Here is a 15,708-nt window from a genome sequence, read left to right as displayed (position 1 = left end):
ATCCCTCTCACATCCGGAAGACGCCGTAGCCGGGCGCTGTGCTGTCCTTCTGGGGCAGTGGCGCGTTGGCGCAGGCGGTCAGCGCCAGCCCCAGCACCTGCCGGGTCTCCAGCGGGTCGATGACCCCGTCGTCCCACAGCCGCGCGGTCGCGTAGTAGGCGTTGCCCTGGGTCTCGTACTGCTCGCGGACCGGCGCCTTGAAGGCGGCCTCGTCCTCGGCGCTCCACTCCTCGCCGTGCGCCTCCAGCTGGTCGCGCTTGACGGTGGCGAGGACGGAGGCGGCCTGTTCGCCGCCCATCACCGAGATCTTGGCGTTCGGCCACATCCACAGGAAGCGGGGGGAGTAGGCCCGGCCGCACATGGAGTAGTTGCCCGCCCCGTAGGAGCCGCCGATGACGACCGTCAGCTTGGGCACGCGGGTGCAGGCCACCGCCGTCACCATCTTCGCGCCGTGCTTGGCGATACCGCCGGCCTCGTACGAACGCCCCACCATGAAGCCGGAGATGTTCTGGAGGAACAGCAGCGGGATGCCGCGCTGGTCGCACAGCTCGATGAAGTGGGCGCCCTTCTGGGCGGATTCGGAGAACAGGATGCCGTTGTTGGCGACGATGCCGACCGGGTGGCCGTGCAGATGCGCGAAGCCGGTGACCAGGGTCGTGCCGTACTCCGCCTTGAACTCCGCGAAGCGCGAGCCGTCCACGAGCCGGGCGATCACCTCCCGGACGTCATAGGGCGTACGGGAGTCCGCGGGCACCGCCCCGTACAGACCGGCCGGGTCGACCTTGGGCTCCTCGACGGTCCGCACGGTCCACGGGAGCGGCTCGCGCTCGCCGAGGGTGCCGACGATGCTGCGCACCAGGCGCAGCGCATGGGCGTCGTCCTCGGCGAGATGGTCGGTGACCCCGGAGGTCTTGGCGTGCACCTCGCCGCCGCCCAGCTCCTCGGCGGTGACGACCTCGCCGGTGGCGGCCTTCACCAGCGGCGGGCCGCCCAGGAAGATCGTGCCCTGGTTGCGGACGATCACGGCCTCGTCGCTCATCGCGGGGACGTAGGCGCCGCCCGCCGTGCACGAGCCGAGGACGGCGGCGATCTGCGGGATGCCGGCGCCGGACATCCGCGCCTGGTTGTAGAAGATCCGCCCGAAGTGCTCGCGGTCGGGGAAGACCTCGTCCTGCATCGGCAGGAAGGCGCCGCCGGAGTCGACGAGGTAGAGACAGGGGAGGCGGTTCTCCAGGGCGATCTCCTGCGCCCGCAGATGCTTCTTGACCGTCATCGGGTAGTAGGTGCCGCCCTTGACCGTGGCGTCATTGGCGACGATCACCGTCTCGCGGCCGGAGACCCGGCCGATGCCGGCGATCACGCCGGCGGCCGGTGCGGCCCCGCCGTACATCCCCTCCGCGGCCAGCGGCGCCAGCTCCAGGAACGGCGAACCGGGGTCCAGCAGGGCGTCCACGCGGTCGCGGGGCAGCAGCTTGCCGCGCGCGGTGTGCCGCGCCCTGGCCTTCTCGCCGCCGCCCAGCCGGGCCGTCGCGAGCTTCTCGCGCAGCTCCGCGGCCAGCTCGCGGTGCGCGGCCTCGTTGGTCCGCCAGGAGTCGGACGCCGGATCGGCGGTACTCCCCAGCACCGGTGCCTGCTCCATCAGTACGAGCCCCCTTGCTCGGTCGGCTGTCCCGGTGCCGCGGTCCGCGGCTGCCGGGCCATCCGGGTTAATGGGCGTTAACCACTTTGCCTTCAGGTTAACGAGCACTAACCCGGCTGTCTACAATCGACGGCATGAGTAATGCGCAGGCCTCCGCCCCGACCAGCCGCCGCGAGCAGATCCTCAAGGAGGCGGCCCGGCTCTTCGCGGAGCGCGGCTTCCACGGCGTCGGAGTGGACGAGATAGGGGCGGCCGTGGGCATCTCAGGGCCCGGCCTCTACCGGCACTTCGCCGGCAAGGACGCGATGCTCGCCGAGCTGCTGGTCGGCATCAGCGAGCGACTGCTGGCGGGCGGCCGGATGCGGGTGGCGGAGGGCGGGGGGAGCCCCGAGGCGGTGCTGCATGCGCTGATCGACGGCCATATCGACTTCGCGCTGGACGACCGGCCGCTGATCACCCTGCACGACCGCGAGCTGGACCGGCTGAGGGAGACCGACCGCAAGCGGGTCCGCCAGCTCCAGCGGCAGTATGTGGAGCTGTGGGTGGAGGTCGTCCGGCGGGTCCACCCGGTCCCCTCCGAGTCCCAGGCCCGCGCCGCGGTGCATGCCGTCTTCGGCCTGCTCAACTCCACCCCGCACCTCGGCCGTCCGGGCGCCCTCCCGGGCCGTACGGAGATGGCGGAACTGCTGCACCGGCTGGCGCTCGGCGCGTTCGGCGCGGTGGCGGGGGAGTCCGTGGTGGCGGGGGTGCCGGGGGTGTAGCGCGTACGGGGCGGGGCGCGGCGTGTAGGGGGCGAGGTGTGGCGTCGCCCACCGGACTCGTTCGCCTCTGGACAGCTTTAGTGACTGGCGGGTAGCTTTCGCTTCGGAGAGAAGCTGAGCAAGCGCTTAGCCAGACGCGGCGGTCTAAGGAGGCCATGGCATGCGCCGTACGGTGTTCAACGAGGATCACGAGGCGTTCCGGGAGACCCTGCGCGCCTTCATCGAGGCCGAGGTCGTACCGGTGTACGACGAGTGGTTCGCGGCCGGCCAGACCCCGCGCGACTTCTACTACAAGCTCGCCGAGCTGGGCGTCTTCGGCATCCGTGTCGACGAGGAGTACGGCGGCGCGGGCATAGACTCGTACAAGTTCGAGGCCGTGATGTACGAGGAGACCTCGCGCGCGGGTGTCTCCTTCGGCGGCTCCGGCGTGCACGTCCTGCTCGGTCTGCCCTACATCAAGATGCTCGCCACCGACGAGCAGAAGAAGCGCTTCCTGCCGAAGTTCGTCTCCGGCGAGGAGATGTGGGCCCTCGCGATGACCGAGCCGGGCACCGGCTCCGACCTCGCGGGCATGAAGACCACCGCGAAGCTCTCCGACGACGGCACGCACTACGTGCTCAACGGCGCCAAGACCTTCATCACCGGCGGCGTGCACGCCGACCGCGTGATCGTCTGCGCCCGTACCGCCGCGCCGAAGGAGGACGACCGCCGCTTCGGTATCTCCCTGTTCGCCGTCGACACCACGTCCGCGGGCTACTCCGTCGGCCGCAAGCTGGACAAGCTCGGCCTGAAGGTCTCCGACACCGCCGAGCTGGCGTTCGTCGACGTGAAGGTGCCCGTCGAGGACCTGCTCGGCGAGGAGAACAAGGGCTTCTCCTACCTGGGCCTGAACCTCGCCTCGGAGCGCTGGGGCATCGCCTTCGGCGCGTACGCGCAGGCCGCGGCGGCCGTCCGGTTCGCCAAGGAGTACGTGCAGGAGCGCACGATCTTCGGCAAGACCGTCGCCTCCTTCCAGAACACCAAGTTCGAGCTGGCCGCCTGCCAGGCCGAGGTGGACGCCGCGCAGGCCGTCGCCGACCGCACCCTGGAGGCCCTCGACGCGGGCGAGCTGTCCCCGGCCGAGGCCGCGAGCGCCAAGCTCTTCTGCACCGAGGTCGCCCACCGCGTCATCGACAAGTGCCTCCAGCTGCACGGCGGTTACGGCTACATGAACGAGTACCCGATCGCCCGCCTCTACGCCGACAACCGCGTCAACCGCATCTACGGCGGCACCAGCGAGGTCATGAAGTCGATCATCGCCAAGTCCATGGGCCTCTAGGCCGTAAGGGCCGCACGCACGTGAACGACGCACTGGAGTCCCTGCTCGGTCTGCTCGCGCTGGAGCGGATCGAGCAGGACATCTTCCGAGGCCAGAGCCGTCCCTCGGTCGTGCCCCGGGTCTTCGGCGGCCAGGTCGCCGCCCAGGCCCTGGTCGCGGCCGGGCGGACGGTCCCCGCCGACCGTCCGCCGCACTCCCTGCACGCCTACTTCCTGCGTCCCGGGGACCCCGGCGCACCGATCGTCTACACCGTCGACCGCATCCGCGACGGCCGGTCCTTCACCACCCGCCGGGTCGTCGCCGTCCAGCACGGCCAGCCGATCTTCCACCTCTCGGCCTCCTTCCAGGTGACCGAGGACGGGCTGGAGCACCAGGAACCGATGCCGCCGGCGCCGGACCCGCTGGAGCTGCCCACCGCCGCGGAGATGCTGCCGCGCTACGCCGACCGGTTCGTCGACCCGGGCGTTGCCGAGCGGCTGCTGGAGTCCCGGGCCGCGATCGATCTGCGGTACGTGGACGCGCCGCCGTTCGGCACCGTCGGTGAGGTACGCGAGCCCCGGTCCCAGGTCTGGTTCCGCACCCAGGGCAAGCTCGCCGACGACGGCGAGATCCCCCGCCCGCTGCTGGACATCTGCCTGGTCACCTATGTCTCCGACATGACCCTGCTGGACTCGATCCTGCTCGCGCACGGCCGGGGCGGCTGGGCGGTCGGCGATGTGGTCGGCGCCAGTCTGGACCACGCGATGTGGTTCCACCGCCCGCCGCGCGCCGACGAATGGCTGCTCTACGACCAGGAGTCCCCCACCGCCCAGGGCGGCCGGGGACTGGGCAAGGGCCGGATCTTCACGGCGGAGGGGCAGCTGGCGGTGTCGGTGATTCAGGAGGGGGTTATCCGGGTGCCGCGGGGGTAGGCGGTGGGCCAGCTCCGGGGCATTGCGTCGCACGGCTGTGGGGGTGCCACCACCCAATCCACCCGTAGCCCGTCGGGAGCGAATTCGCCGAGCGGGCCGGATCGCCGGTATGGCCGCCGAGGCGTGACCCGCGCAGCAAGCAGCCCCCGCGGACATCCGACGGGGGTCGCTTGCTGCTCGTATTCGTCAGGCCGGGATTGCCCCGGTACGCGCCGCGAACTGCCGCACGCCAGGCACGCGGGCCGGGGCGTACAGCAGATTGGCGGTCAGGGCTCGTAGCGCCGGGCGCCGCACCTCCTGCGGTGCCTCCTTCTCGACCCGCTGTAGCGCCGCGAACGTCTGCGGGCCGTCACCCAGGGCGTGCCACATGCGGGCGGTGTCCGTCCAGGCGCGGGCCCGCCGTTCCGGTGTCGACATCATGTCGATGTCGATCCGCCGTGCAACGCTCACGCCCTCGTCCGGGGTACCGAGCGCGTTGAAGACCCCAATGCGGTAGACGTCGACCTGCGTGCGCGTCGCGTCGACGGTGAACAGGCCCGCCACGGTCGCGCGGCGGTCGGCCTCCTCCTCGGCCGCGTTGAGGAGGTCCAGCGCCGTCATACGGTCCCCGCCCGTCGCCGCGCTGTACGCGCCCGTGAGCATCAGCGTCGTACGGACCGCCCCGGTTTGCTCCTGGCTGGCGTCAAGGTCGGCGGCCTCCTGGGTGAGGAGCCGTACGGCGGACGGGCAGCTTCCCGAGCGGCGCATCGTGATCGCCAGCACGCGCGATGACTCCCCGATCGGCACTGGATGGCCGCTGGCCCGGGCCGCGGTCAAGGCGCGGTCGGCGGCGGCCCAGGCCGCGTCGCTGTGCTGCTTGAGCGCCAGCTCGGCGGCTAGGACGTACGTCCGCGCGAGGACGATGCTCGCCTTCTCCCGTGCCCGCCCGGTCGACGCGTCCCGCGTCGCCAACGCCGCGGCGAGGAGGCCGGGAAGGACACGGCCGAGGACGGTATACCGGGCTGCGCGGAAGTCCGCCCGCGCGCCGGCCGCCTCCTGCACGAGACGCGCCAACGGGACGGGCGCGGCGGAGGGGAGACGGAACAGAACGTCCTCAAGGCAGGCGGCCGGATCACCTGCACCCGAAACGGCACTGGCCGGTGAGGCGCCGAAGGCAGCCGTTGCTCCGGCGGCCAACGCTCCGGTGAGCAGGTTCCTACGACGCACCGCATCCTCCTCGTCCGCTGGGCGCTCCACCGTATCGAGTGCGACCCCACCTGGCACAGGAGTCCCGGTCAGCCTGTCGGGCGGGATGCTCAAGAACGCAGCGAACCGCATAAGCCGGTCGAGCTCCAGCCGCATTCGTCCGGCCTCGATCCGGGAGACGGCCGACGGCGAGTAGCCGACCGCGTTGCCGACCTGCGCCTGTGTGAGCCGAGCGCGGCACCGCGCGCCCCGGAGCTCGGCCCCGATCTCTCGCGCTGGTCTGATGACGTCCATAGGCGCCTCCTACGGAACGGCGGGAGGGACGACGGTAGCGCCAACTCCTTTGTGTCGGGAGGGCGTACGGAAGCACACGGTGTGCGGCCCTCGCACACCGTATGCCGACCTGCCCCGGGAGCCTCCAGCCCCCTGGCCCGGGCCGAGATGGTGATGGCGCCCGGCAGTGAGCCGGGCCGCTTCCGACGGCGCGGTCAACGCCGGCGCCGTCTCCTCTCTCCAGGAGGCATCCCATGGAACACCTGCTCGTGACCGGCGGGGCCGGCTTCATCGGCTCGCACTTCGTCAAGCGCATCCTGGCGGCCGAGGACGTCGCCAGCGTTACCGTGCTCGACGCCCTCACCTACGCCGGACACATCGAGAACCTGGGGACTGCGTTCCTCAGTCCGAAGTTGACGTTTGTTCAGGGCAACATCCTCGACGCGGAGCTCGTCGACACCCTCATGCCCCGGCACACCGCGGTCGTGCACTTCGCGGCCGAGTCCCACGTCGACCGCTCGTTCTTCGCCGCTGGCGCGTTCCTCGCGACGAACGTGCACGGTACGCAGGTCCTCCTCGACGCCGCGATGCGGCACGACGTCCAGCGGTTCGTTCACGTCTCGACGGACGAGGTGTACGGGCCGCTCCTGGAAGGGGCGGCGACGGAGGAGGATCCGCTCCGCCCGAGCGTCCCCTACGCCGCGTCGAAGGCTGCCGGTGACCTCGTCGCGCTCTCGTACTTCCGGACCTACGGCCTGCCGGTGTGCGTGACCCGTTCCTCGAACAACTACGGCCCGTACCAGCACCCGGAGAAGATCATCCCCCTGTTCGTCACCCGGCTCCTCAGCGGTAAGCCGGTCCCCCTCCACGGCCGCGGGGAGCACGTGCGCAACTGGCTCCATGTCGAAGACAACTGCCAGGGCGTGGAACTCGTCCTCCGCGGCGGTGTCCCGGGCGAGGTCTACAACATCGGCGGCGGCACCGACCGCACCAACCGCGAACTGACCGACTCCCTGCTGCGCGTGTTCGGCGCGACCTGGGACTCCGTCACCTACATCCCCGACCGGCAGGCGAACGACATCCGGTATTCGATGGTCTGGGACAAGATCGCGAACAGCCTTGAGTACCGGCCCGTCCACGATTTCGAGGAGGGGCTGGCCGAGACCGCCCACTGGTACCGCCGCAACCCGGACCGGTGGGCTCCGCTCATGCGCAACCCGAAGGCCGCCCCGCCGGCCCGATCCGCCGCCGCGGTCCCGGCCGGGAGGTGACCGCCGTGACGAAACGCATCCTCGTCACCGGCGTCGGCGGCGCCCCCGGCTTCGACCTCGCCCGGTCTCTGATCCGCCTCGGCTGCCGTGTCATCACCGCCGACGCGGACCCATACGCGCCCGGGCTCCTCCTCCCGGAGACCACCCCGCACGTCACCGTGCCGGCGACGGACCTCGGCTACCGCGCCGGCATGCTCCGCCTCTGTGCGAAGGCGAGGCCCGACGCCGTCCTCTCGACCGTGGAACGGGAGCTACCGCAGCTCCTCAGCCTCCGCCGGCCCCTCGCCGACCTAGGCGTCACCACCTGGCTCCCGGACCCGCCCGCGGTCGAAGCGTGCGGTGACAAGGCACGGTTCGCCGAGGTGCTCACCGAGCGCGGCATCCCAACCCCGCGCACCGTCCTCCCGCACGAGATCGACCAAGCCCCGGACGGCCTTCTTATCGTCAAGCCGCGGCACGGGCAGGGCGCGCGCGGCGTGCACGTCTGCCGCACGCGGGAGCAGGCCCGCGTCCTCTGCGAGCTCATCCCGGAACCGATCGTCCAGGAGCACGTTAGCGGCCGGGAGTTCACCGCAGACTGCCTCGTCGACCGCGCCGGCCATGCGTCGGTGATCCTCCGGTACCGGCTGCTGGTCAAGGGCGGGCTGTCCGTCGTCTCCCGCACCTTCAACGACCCCCATGCGGAGGAGTGCGTCCGCGCGACGCTCGCCGCCACCGGCGTCACCGGGGCGTGCTGCGTGCAGGGCTTCATCCGGGAGGGCGGCCCTGACCGCGTCGTCGTGACGGAAGCGAACGCCCGGGTTGGCGGCGGGTTCCCGGCCGCCGTCGCGGCCGGCGCCGACTACGTCGGGCAGCTCCTCCGCGGCCTCTTCCGCCAGGACGTCAACCACGACCGGCTCACGTACAAGCCGGACGTCACCCTCACGAAGTACGTCGAGACCCTGACTACCAGCGAAGGGAAGAGCCGATGATCCTCACGGCACCGGCGGGCGCCGCGCACAACGCGCGCCCGTACCTCTACAGCGGCGCGGAGGCCGCCCTCGCGGAGGCCCTGCGCAGCGGCCGGTACAACCACAGCGCGGTCACGGACGAGTTCGAGAACGCCGCCGCCGGCTTCCTCGGCGTGTCGGACACCGTCGCGGTCGCCTCTGGCACGGCCGCGCTGCACGTCGCGCTCCTCGCCGCTGGCGTCGGCCCCGGGCATGAGGTGATCGTTCCCTCCTTCACCTTCTGCGCGACCGTGCAAGCCGTCCTCGCCACCGGCGCCCGGCCCCGCTTCATCGAGATCAACCCGGCCACGCTCTGCGTCGAGCCCGCGGAAGTCTTGGACGCCCTCACCTCGCACACCCGCGCGGTCCTCCCCGTCCTCTACGGGGGCCGGGCCGTCGACCTCACAGCCGCCCGGCCCGCGCTCGACGAGCATGGCGTCACCGTCGTCGAGGACGCTGCGCACGCGTTCGGCTCCTACGAAAGAACCCACCGCGTCGGCGCTACCGGCGCCCTGACCTGCTTCTCCTTTGGCCCGATCAAGAACCTCACCTGCGGCCAGGGTGGCATGGTCGTACCGCGCACGCCGCTGGAGGCCGACACCTGCCGGCGGCTGCGTGGGCTCGGCATCGTCGAATCGGCGGCCTGGCGCGCGGAGGCGACGACGTACACAGTCGACGGGTTCGGGATGCGCGTCCAGATGTCGTCGCTGAACGCCGCGATCGGTCTCGTCCAGCTCCGGCACTTCGCGGAGGCGGAGGCCAAGCGCCGGGACCTCTGGCGCGCGTATGCCGCCGCCCTCGACGGGATCCACGACGTCGCCCTGGTCGACGTCGATGTTGACCGCTCCGTCCCGCACCTGTGCGCCGTGCGCGTCCTCCGCGACCGTGAACGGGTGTTCCGCACCCTCCGGGAGCACGGCATCGGCGTCGGCACGCACTACCCGCCGAACCACACGCAACCGGCCTTCGCCGAGTGGCACCGGCCGCTGCCGGTGACCGATCGGGTAGGCCAGCAGGCCATGACTCTCCCGTTCCACCAGCACCTCACGGAGGCTGATGTCGACCGCGTCGCCGGCGAGCTGCGGCGGGCTCTCACGGCGGGGGCGGCGCGGTGACCGCCGGGCCACGGCGCCTGCTCACCGTCTGCCTCGGCAACCACTGCCGCTCACCGCTGGCGGCCGTCGTGCTCGCCGAGCTCGGGGGCCCGGCCGTTGAGGTGCGGTCGGCCGGTACCCGCGACAAGTGGGTCGGGCACCCGGCCCACCGGGAGATGGTCACTGCCGCGGCGGCCCGCGGCTATGACCTCACCGCCCACCGCGGTGTGCGCATCAGCCGCGACCTACTGGAGTGGGCGGACACCATCCTCGCGATGGACACCGGCAACCTCAGCGCCCTCCGCACCCTGGCCGATGAGCGCACCGCGCCGAAGCTCGGCCTGTACCTCACCGACCGGGGCGTCCCCGACCCGTGGGGCAAGGGGCAGGAGGCGTTCGCCGCCGTCGTCACCCTGGTCGAGGACGGCGCCGCCCGGCACCTCCCGTAACCCCGCGGCTCGCGCCCGGGTCAGCCGGACGCGGCGGACAGGAGCACGTCGACGAGCCTGTCCGCTGCGTCTGGCCGTCCGTGCTCCCGGGCCCGCTCCGCCATCGCGGCCCGCCGCGCCGGGTCGGTCAACAGCGGGCCGAGAGCGTCCTGCAGCCGCTCCGCGGTGACGTTCCCGAGGAGCGCGACGGCCGCGCCCGTCTCCTCCAGGTGCCGGGCGTTGTGCGCCTGCTCATTCCCCGCCGAGGAAGCGAGCGGCACGAACACGGCTGGCTTGCCGAGGGCGGTGAGCTCGGCAAGCGTGCCGGCGCCGCTACGGGAGACCACGATGTCGGCGAGCGCCAGGACGTCGGGGAGCTCCGGGCCGACAAACGGGGTGAGGTAGTAGCGGCCCGCGAGCTCGGCGGGCAGCGCCGCCGTGTGCCCGCGCAGAGCCTCGACGTTCGCCGGCCCGCACTGGTGCACCACGTTCGCGCGCTCCAGCAGCCACGGCAGGGCGTCCCGGATCACGTCGTTGATCTGCTGGGCACCCTGGGCACCGCCGGTGACGTAGAGGGTCGGGAGCCGCCGGTCGAAACCGGTCACCCCCAGCGTCGCGACCGCCTTGTCCGCATGCCCCGTCAGCACCTCCGGCCGCACCGGGTTACCGGTGACGACCGCGGAGGAGCGCACGGACTCCGGCAGAAGCGGCAATGTCGACTTCGACGACACAGCGATACGCGCAGCCGAGCCCGCCAGCTTCCGGTTCGCCAGCCCGAGACGCACCGTCTGCTCGTGCAGAACCAGCGGGCGCCGGCACATCCGCGTGGCGAGCCCGGCCGGGACGGCAACGTACCCGCCCGTGGCCAGCACGACATCCGGCCGGAACTCGCTGATGATCTTCCGTGCCTGGGCGATACCGAGCGGCACCCGCGCCATGTCCTTGACGTTGGCCGGGCTGACCATCTTGAGCGGGTTCGCGGCGCGGCGGATCTTGCCCGTCGCAACTGTCTTGAAGGGGATGCCCTCGGCCGGGGCGACGCGTGCCTCCAGCCCATCGGGGGTGCCGATCCAGAGCACGTCGAGCGCGCGGCCGTCCGCCGCCAACCGGGCCTGCAACGCGCGGACCGCGGTCAAGGCGGGGTAGGTGTGGCCACCAGTACCTCCCCCAGTGACGCTCAGGCGGAAGGCGCGCGGGAGACGGGAAGCAGGTTCATTCACCCCGCGCACCCTACTGGCTCCCTACCAGCGCCGGCGTGGATCCCGGCCGGGCACCCGTGCCGGCGCCCGTTGCCGCCCCGGACTCGGTGTGCGCTGTCCGGACATGCCGCGTCCCGGCCTGGTGTGGATGCTGGCGAAGACGGGGCTGCGTGACGACGGCCTTGTATGCCCCGTTGGGTTGGGAGGCCCCTCAGCCCAGCCCCGCCGCGTCCAGCAGATAGGCGGTCAGTGGGTCGTAGTGGCGCGGGCTCAGGACGTGGTCGTCCAGGGGGATCGTCACCTGGAGGGTGCCCTCGGCCTCGGCCAGGAAGAGGGCCGGGTCGTTGCAGTCCGCGAAGCCCACCGCGTCGATACCGCGCTGGCCGGCGCAGCCCGCCCAGCCGTGGTCGGCCATCACCAGGTCCGGCAGCGGCCGCCCTTCCCGCTCCAGCCCGTCCAGGATCGCGGCCATCGGCTCGGGGGAGTGGGTGTGCCACAGCGTCGCACCGCGCTCCAGCATCGCCACGTCGGCGAACTGGAAGACCATCCCGTCGTCCGCCCGGAGCCCGTCCGGGATGACCATGATCTCGCAGTCCTGGGCGCGCAGCGCCTCGGCCGTCGCCCGGTGCACATCGAGCAGCCCGCCCGGGTGGCCGGTCGCGAACAGCACCCGCTGCCCGTCGGCGGCCGCCTTGCGCAGCACCGCGGCCGCCCGGTCCAGCGCATCCACCGTCAGCTCGGGGTCGATGGTGTCCTGCCCCTGCCGGTGGTGCGGATCGTCGATCACCCCACAGCGCTCCGCCATCACGGCCAGCACATCCTGCTCGTCCGTCCAGCGGTCGCCGAACTCCAGGCCGAACCAGTAGTGGCGCTCGCCGTTGGCGAGTCTGCGGTAGTGGGAGAGGTTGTTCTCGCGGGGGGTGGCGACCTCACCGGCGATCCGGGTCCGGACGAGATGATCGACGAGTTCGGCGCGCGACGGGGCGGTGGCAGCAGAGGCTATCGGCATAGCGCCCATTGTGCCCGTACGCCTGTTCCGGGGCCGGGGAGTTCCGCAGCCCGGACACCGGAGTGCGGATGCCGGAGCGGCGGCACCGGGGTGCGGACACCGGGAGGCACCGGGGTGCGGACACCGGGAGGCACCGGGGTGCGGACACCGAGAGGCACCGGGGTCGCGGACCCGAGAGAAGCCCTGGCCACCGCCCGTCCCCTAAGGCCGGTGGCCAAAATGTCCAACGCCGCCGGCCGCATCTCCGCAAATGTCCATGGGCCCCGCGCCCGGCCCTCCCTACTCTCACCCTCATGACCACCGCAGCCAGCGCATCCAACGGGCCCGTGGGCCCCGTCGACTCCTCCCGCATCCCGCGTTACGCCGGGCCCGCGACCTTCGCCCGACTGCCCCGTCTCGACGAGGTCGGCGGCCGGGCCGATGTGGCCGTCGTCGGTGTCCCCTTCGACAGCGGTGTCTCCTACCGCCCCGGTGCCCGCTTCGGTGGCAACGCCATCCGCGAGGCGTCCCGCCTTCTGCGCCCCTACAACCCGGCCCAGGACGCGTCCCCCTTCGCGCTCGCGCAGGTCGCCGACGCCGGTGACATCGCCGCCAACCCGTTCAACATCAACGAGGCCGTGGAGACGGTCGAGGCCGCGGCGGACGACCTGCTCGCCACCGGCGCCCGCATGATGACCCTCGGCGGCGACCACACCATCGCCCTGCCCCTCCTCCGCTCGGTCGCCAAGAAGCACGGCCCGGTCGCGCTGCTGCACTTCGACGCCCACCTGGACACCTGGGACACCTACTTCGGCGCCGAGTACACCCACGGCACCCCGTTCCGCCGCGCCGTCGAGGAGGGCATCCTCGACACCTCCGCGCTCTCCCACGTCGGCACCCGCGGTCCGCTCTACGGCAAGAAGGACCTCGACGAGGACGAGAAGATGGGCTTCGGCATCGTCACCTCGGCGGACGTCATGCGCCGCGGTGTCGACGAGGTCGCCGACCAGCTCCGCCAGCGCATCGGCGACCGCCCGCTCTACATCTCCATCGACATCGACGTCCTGGACCCGGCCCACGCCCCCGGCACCGGCACCCCCGAGGCCGGCGGCCTCACCTCCCGCGAACTCCTGGAGATCGTGCGCGGGCTGTCCTCCTGCAACCTGGTCTCGGCGGACCTGGTGGAGGTGGCGCCCGCCTACGACCACGCGGAGATGACCTCGGTCGCCGCCTCCCACACGGCGTACGAGCTGACGACGATCATGTCGCGGCAGATCGCCGCCGCGCGCGGCTGAGCACAGCACCTGGCGACGACGCCGGCCCGCCACAAAGACACCGTGGCGGGCCGGCGGCGCCTGTGCGGTCAGCCGGCGTCGTCGTACAGCACGTCGGTCCAGGCCGCGGACTCCGCGCCCTCTTCGTCGACCGCCGCCAGATCGAGTTCGATGAGGTCCCGGATGCGCTTGCGCTCGGCGAGGCTCGACGCCATGGGGAGCAGACAGCGCCCGACCAGATAGCCCTGGAGCATCGCCACGAAGGCGGGCAGGCTCCCGGCCACCAGCGGCTGTTCGTAGCCGTGGCCGTCCTCGCCGGGTACGACGTAGACGCCCCCGCCCTCGCCGTCGAGGACGAGCGGCTCGCCGCCCCAGATGCCCAGCCGGTAGTACGCCCCCTGGCCGGCCGACTCGGGAACGTCCTCCTCCTCGGTGAACTCCCAGACGTCGTCCGCCGACAGCTCGGCGAGCGGCTCCTCATCGAGGGCCGTCAGGCGCATCTCCGCACCACGGAACGCCGGCAGCCCGGTCCCGGTCAGCAGCGCGCGGGCCTCTTCGTCGGCCAGCCCCGCCGGCAGGTCCTCGGCCGCCAGGCGCCGCACGGTGCCGGGCCCGAACAGCTCCTCCAGGACCGCGCGGTCGGGGGCGTCCCAGTCCGTTCCGCCGTCGACCCGGCCGAACTCCGCGAGGAACGGCTCACCGTGGAGGTCCCCCAGACCGTCGAAACGGTCCGGGGACGCGGGCTCGACGGCGAACAGGCCGCCCAGGCCGCCGACCACCACCAGGCCGTCCAGGCGCAGCGTCTCGGTCAGCAGGTCCGGTGCGACCCCGTAGTTCGTCAGCTGCACCCACGGCTGGGTGATCTGCGGGTCGTGGTCCCGCGGCCAGAGCGGTTCCGCCTGCCCCGGCTGCGGGACGCCGTCGCTCCAGGGGCCGCCGAGCTGTTCGCCGGTCTGCGCGTCCCAGATCCGTACGCGGCGGTCCCAGGCACCCTGACCGGCCACGATGCGACGCCCGGCGGCCGGCACCCCGGCAGTCGCATCGAAGAGGGTCAGCAGCGGACCGGGCCGGAGGTACGAGAGGTCCCAGCCGCCCGGCGGGCGCCAGTTCGCCCAGCGGACCTTCCACGGGAGGGACACCCCGGAACGCTCGATGCCGGCGGCGAACTCCGTGTCGCCCCGGACGGTGCTCATCAGGTGCAGCCAGGCCGCCCAGGTCCCTTGCGGGAGGGAGTCGACCCCGCTCAGCCACAGACCGGCCGCGTCGCCCGCGGGCGTGTTCCGGCCGAGGGAGCGTGGGGCGTGGCAGCACGCCGCATCGAGCAGCGCCACCTGGTCGAGGTGCGCCACCAGCTCGCCGTTGTGCTGCATCTCGTCGAACCGGCCGGCCTGCACCGCATGCAGGGGCAGGGCGTGGGCGGCGTACTCCGCGACCGGCCCCGCGGAGTGACCCGGCAGCCAGTCCGTCAACCGGTCCCCGGCGCGGTGGAATTGCTCCGGGCCGAGGCCGCGGCGGATGCGACGGGCGAGGTATTCGTCCTGGAAGGAGACCCATTCCCCGTCGCTCGATTCCCCGTGGCTCCCTTCTCCGTCGTTCCCTCCCCCGTGGCTCCCTTCCGCGTCGCCGTCGACCGTGAGCAACTCCGGGTACTGCCGGGCGAATTCCAGAGGGGAGGCGGCGTCGGGGAACGGCGCACCCAGTGCGTCCGCCAGTTCACGCCATACGGCCACCGGGGTGCGGGGCAATTCGGCCAGGGCGAGGGCCTGTAGCTCACGGGGTACGGGCCGGTGCTCCGGCGGGCCGTCGGATACCAGGCGCAGCGCCAACAGGTTCAGCAGCCAGCGCTCTTCGGCCGGCGGATCGGCCTCCACGACGACCTTGGTGCCGGCCGTCACCGCGAGATCGAGCGCCAAGGTGCGGACCACCCGGTCCGGCTGGGCCGATCTGCGGGTGCGGCCCGCGCGGTGCGCATTGGCGAGAAACACCGGCCGGTCGCCGAGGCCCGCTTTTCCCAGTTCGCCGCGCCAGCCCGCGCGCCAGTGCGGCGGGGATTCCACGCCTGCCGCGGACAGCACACGTTGCAGGACTTCTTCGGCGGTGAGCCCGGTGGCATCCACCCATATTCCGGCGGGCAGGGAATCATGTACCCGTCGCAGCACCTGAGTTCTGCCCGATTCCGGGGGCCCGACGAGTTCGGTGACCGGCTCGCGGTGATCGTCGCGCCACCATTGGAGGATCCGTTCGACGGCGTCGTCGGCGCGGATGTCCTCATAGGAGGTGCTGGGGCTCGACATCATGTCCTTTCAGAAGCTGACGATCCGCTGAGCCGGCGGCCCTCCCCGGAGCTCTCGGCTTCGTCCGGCCAGGGGCCTCCGAGC

At 72.1% G+C, this 15,708-nt stretch carries 13 protein-coding genes and 1 pseudogene; 8 read left to right on the top strand and 6 right to left on the bottom strand.

What is annotated here, in order from left to right:
* Positions 1 to 7: 7 nt before the first annotated feature.
* Positions 8 to 1,639 carry a carboxyl transferase domain-containing protein gene (locus M8I34_RS36485; RefSeq protein WP_250057140.1) on the bottom strand — a complete coding sequence of 544 codons (1,632 nt, stop codon included), beginning with the start codon at positions 1,637 to 1,639 and terminating at the stop codon, positions 8 to 10.
* A 134-nt stretch (positions 1,640 to 1,773) separates the two neighbouring features.
* Here M8I34_RS36485 and M8I34_RS36480 point away from each other — a divergent pair, with 134 nt between their 5' ends.
* The 3 genes from M8I34_RS36480 to M8I34_RS36470 all read left to right on the top strand — a co-directional run bounded on the left by M8I34_RS36480 (position 1,774) and on the right by M8I34_RS36470 (position 4,629).
* Positions 1,774 to 2,400, top strand: coding sequence for a TetR/AcrR family transcriptional regulator (locus M8I34_RS36480; RefSeq protein ID WP_250057138.1), 627 nt, complete (start codon positions 1,774 to 1,776; stop codon positions 2,398 to 2,400).
* Positions 2,401 to 2,560: 160 nt separating this feature from the next.
* On the top strand, positions 2,561 to 3,718 hold the full coding sequence (locus tag M8I34_RS36475; protein WP_030989475.1) for an acyl-CoA dehydrogenase family protein: 1,158 nt from the start codon (positions 2,561 to 2,563) through the stop codon (positions 3,716 to 3,718).
* Between the two features lie 20 nt (positions 3,719 to 3,738).
* On the top strand, positions 3,739 to 4,629 hold the full coding sequence (locus M8I34_RS36470) for an acyl-CoA thioesterase II (RefSeq protein WP_250057137.1): 891 nt from the start codon (positions 3,739 to 3,741) through the stop codon (positions 4,627 to 4,629).
* Between the two features lie 186 nt (positions 4,630 to 4,815).
* On the opposite strand, the gene M8I34_RS36465 is transcribed toward M8I34_RS36470, so the two are convergent.
* Both M8I34_RS36465 and M8I34_RS36460 read right to left on the bottom strand, forming a co-directional pair.
* The gene (locus M8I34_RS36465; protein ID WP_250057161.1) at positions 4,816 to 5,835 is read right to left on the bottom strand and encodes an XRE family transcriptional regulator; all 1,020 of its coding nucleotides are present in this window, start codon (positions 5,833 to 5,835) and stop codon (positions 4,816 to 4,818) included.
* A gap of 132 nt (positions 5,836 to 5,967) precedes the next feature.
* Positions 5,968 to 6,108, bottom strand: a pseudogene (locus M8I34_RS36460) (helix-turn-helix transcriptional regulator); the annotation flags it as partial.
* Positions 6,109 to 6,341: 233 nt separating this feature from the next.
* Between M8I34_RS36460 and rfbB the strand changes: the two are divergent.
* From rfbB to M8I34_RS36440, 4 genes are read left to right on the top strand one after another with little or no spacing between them, the layout of a single operon-like run.
* Entirely contained in the window at positions 6,342 to 7,358 is a 1,017-nt protein-coding gene (rfbB, locus tag M8I34_RS36455; RefSeq protein ID WP_250057135.1) for a dTDP-glucose 4,6-dehydratase, read from the top strand.
* A gap of 5 nt (positions 7,359 to 7,363) precedes the next feature.
* Positions 7,364 to 8,329 (top strand): ATP-grasp domain-containing protein, encoded by a 966-nt coding sequence (locus M8I34_RS36450; protein ID WP_250057133.1) that lies wholly within the window; start codon positions 7,364 to 7,366, stop codon positions 8,327 to 8,329.
* Positions 8,326 to 9,462: a DegT/DnrJ/EryC1/StrS aminotransferase family protein gene (locus M8I34_RS36445; protein ID WP_250057131.1), complete on the top strand. Its 1,137-nt coding sequence runs from the start codon at positions 8,326 to 8,328 to the stop codon at positions 9,460 to 9,462. Before M8I34_RS36450 ends, M8I34_RS36445 begins: the two co-directional genes overlap by 4 nt.
* The gene (locus M8I34_RS36440) at positions 9,459 to 9,890 is read left to right on the top strand and encodes a low molecular weight protein-tyrosine-phosphatase (RefSeq protein WP_250057129.1); all 432 of its coding nucleotides are present in this window, start codon (positions 9,459 to 9,461) and stop codon (positions 9,888 to 9,890) included. The genes M8I34_RS36445 and M8I34_RS36440 overlap by 4 nt, the downstream gene beginning before the upstream one ends.
* Positions 9,891 to 9,910: 20 nt before the next feature.
* Here M8I34_RS36440 and M8I34_RS36435 read toward each other — a convergent pair whose 3' ends face one another.
* Together M8I34_RS36435 and M8I34_RS36430 are read right to left on the bottom strand one after the other, a co-directional pair.
* A complete protein-coding gene (locus M8I34_RS36435) occupies positions 9,911 to 11,089 on the bottom strand; it encodes a UDP-N-acetylglucosamine--N-acetylmuramyl-(pentapeptide) pyrophosphoryl-undecaprenol N-acetylglucosamine transferase (RefSeq protein ID WP_250057127.1) in 1,179 nt (392 codons plus the stop codon).
* 190 nt (positions 11,090 to 11,279) lie between these two features.
* Complete coding sequence (locus tag M8I34_RS36430; RefSeq protein ID WP_250057125.1) at positions 11,280 to 12,077, bottom strand: phosphatase; 798 nt, start codon at positions 12,075 to 12,077, stop codon at positions 11,280 to 11,282.
* A gap of 293 nt (positions 12,078 to 12,370) precedes the next feature.
* Here M8I34_RS36430 and speB point away from each other — a divergent pair, with 293 nt between their 5' ends.
* The gene (speB, locus tag M8I34_RS36425; RefSeq protein ID WP_250057123.1) at positions 12,371 to 13,351 is read left to right on the top strand and encodes an agmatinase; all 981 of its coding nucleotides are present in this window, start codon (positions 12,371 to 12,373) and stop codon (positions 13,349 to 13,351) included.
* A gap of 68 nt (positions 13,352 to 13,419) precedes the next feature.
* Here speB and M8I34_RS36420 read toward each other — a convergent pair whose 3' ends face one another.
* Positions 13,420 to 15,624 carry an SUKH-4 family immunity protein gene (locus M8I34_RS36420; protein ID WP_250057121.1) on the bottom strand — a complete coding sequence of 735 codons (2,205 nt, stop codon included), beginning with the start codon at positions 15,622 to 15,624 and terminating at the stop codon, positions 13,420 to 13,422.
* Positions 15,625 to 15,708 lie beyond the last annotated feature (84 nt).

The organism is Streptomyces sp. MCA2, assembly GCF_023544705.1.
Lineage (GTDB): Bacteria > Actinomycetota > Actinomycetes > Streptomycetales > Streptomycetaceae > Streptomyces > Streptomyces decoyicus.
The sequence above is the reverse complement of the archived record's forward strand: the minus strand, read 5'-3'. Positions and strand labels throughout refer to the sequence as shown.

Excerpts from the sequence above, each read along its gene's own strand:
- rfbB (WP_250057135.1), top strand. The coding sequence starts at position 6,342 with ATGGAACACCTGCTCGTGACCGGCGGGGCCGGCTTCATCGGCTCGCAC.
- M8I34_RS36430 (WP_250057125.1), bottom strand. The coding sequence starts at position 12,077 with ATGCCGATAGCCTCTGCTGCCACCGCCCCGTCGCGCGCCGAACTCGTC.
- M8I34_RS36475 (WP_030989475.1), top strand. The coding sequence starts at position 2,561 with ATGCGCCGTACGGTGTTCAACGAGGATCACGAGGCGTTCCGGGAGACC.
- M8I34_RS36480 (WP_250057138.1), top strand. The coding sequence starts at position 1,774 with ATGAGTAATGCGCAGGCCTCCGCCCCGACCAGCCGCCGCGAGCAGATC.
- M8I34_RS36420 (WP_250057121.1), bottom strand. The coding sequence starts at position 15,624 with ATGTCGAGCCCCAGCACCTCCTATGAGGACATCCGCGCCGACGACGCC.
- M8I34_RS36485 (WP_250057140.1), bottom strand. The coding sequence starts at position 1,639 with ATGGAGCAGGCACCGGTGCTGGGGAGTACCGCCGATCCGGCGTCCGAC.
- speB (WP_250057123.1), top strand. The coding sequence starts at position 12,371 with ATGACCACCGCAGCCAGCGCATCCAACGGGCCCGTGGGCCCCGTCGAC.
- M8I34_RS36445 (WP_250057131.1), top strand. The coding sequence starts at position 8,326 with ATGATCCTCACGGCACCGGCGGGCGCCGCGCACAACGCGCGCCCGTAC.